This window comes from Bacillus sp. Medicinal_06 (assembly GCF_056711665.1).
This window is the reverse complement of record NZ_JBWYHD010000050.1, coordinates 1-1,257: the sequence shown is the minus strand read 5'-3', so window position 1 is coordinate 1,257 and position 1,257 is coordinate 1. Positions and strand designations below refer to the sequence as shown.

Annotated in this window: 1 rRNA gene; it reads right to left on the bottom strand. The window is 54.2% G+C overall.

From position 1 onward, the window contains the following. Positions 1-1,257: ribosomal RNA gene (locus tag AC1M36_RS28265) — 23S ribosomal RNA — on the bottom strand; the annotation flags it as partial.

The window sequence follows — 1,257 nt, the reverse complement described above, 5'->3', positions numbered from 1 at the left end:
TATGGGAAATCTCATCTTGAGGGGGGCTTCATGCTTAGATGCTTTCAGCACTTATCCCTTCCGCACATAGCTACCCAGCTATGCCCTTGGCAGAACAACTGGTACACCAGCGGTGCGTCCATCCCGGTCCTCTCGTACTAAGGACAGCTCCTCTCAAATTTCCTACGCCCACGACGGATAGGGACCGAACTGTCTCACGACGTTCTGAACCCAGCTCGCGTACCGCTTTAATGGGCGAACAGCCCAACCCTTGGGACCGACTACAGCCCCAGGATGCGATGAGCCGACATCGAGGTGCCAAACCTCCCCGTCGATGTGGACTCTTGGGGGAGATAAGCCTGTTATCCCCGGGGTAGCTTTTATCCGTTGAGCGATGGCCCTTCCATGCGGAACCACCGGATCACTAAGCCCGACTTTCGTCCCTGCTCGACTTGTAGGTCTCGCAGTCAAGCTCCCTTATGCCTTTGCACTCTACGAATGATTTCCAACCATTCTGAGGGAACCTTTGGGCGCCTCCGTTACACTTTAGGAGGCGACCGCCCCAGTCAAACTGCCCACCTGACACTGTCTCCCGGGTCGATAAGACCCGTAGGTTAGAATTTCAATACAGTCAGGGCGGTATCCCACCAGCGCCTCCACCGAAGCTAGCGCTCCGGCTTCAAAGGCTCCCGCCTATCCTGTACAAACTGTACCAAAATTCAATATCAGGCTACAGTAAAGCTCCACGGGGTCTTTCCGTCCTGTCGCGGGTAACCTGCATCTTCACAGGTACTATAATTTCACCGAGTCTCTGGTTGAGACAGTGCCCAAATCGTTACACCTTTCGTGCGGGTCGGAACTTACCCGACAAGGAATTTCGCTACCTTAGGACCGTTATAGTTACGGCCGCCGTTTACTGGGGCTTCAGTTCAGAGCTTCGCTTGCGCTAACCCCTCTCCTTAACCTTCCAGCACCGGGCAGGTGTCAGCCCCTATACTTCGCCTTACGGCTTCGCAGAGACCTGTGTTTTTGCTAAACAGTCGCTTGGGCCTATTCACTGCGGCTTTCCGTTAAGAAAGCACCCCTTCTCCCGAAGTTACGGGGTCATTTTGCCGAGTTCCTTAACCAGAGTTCTCTCGCTCACCTTAGGATTCTCTCCTCGCCTACCTGTGTCGGTTTGCGGTACAGGCACCTTTTATCTCGCTAGAAGCTTTTCTTGGCAGCGGGGAATCAAAGACTTCGCTCCATAAGGAGCTTCCCCATCACAGCTCAGCCTTC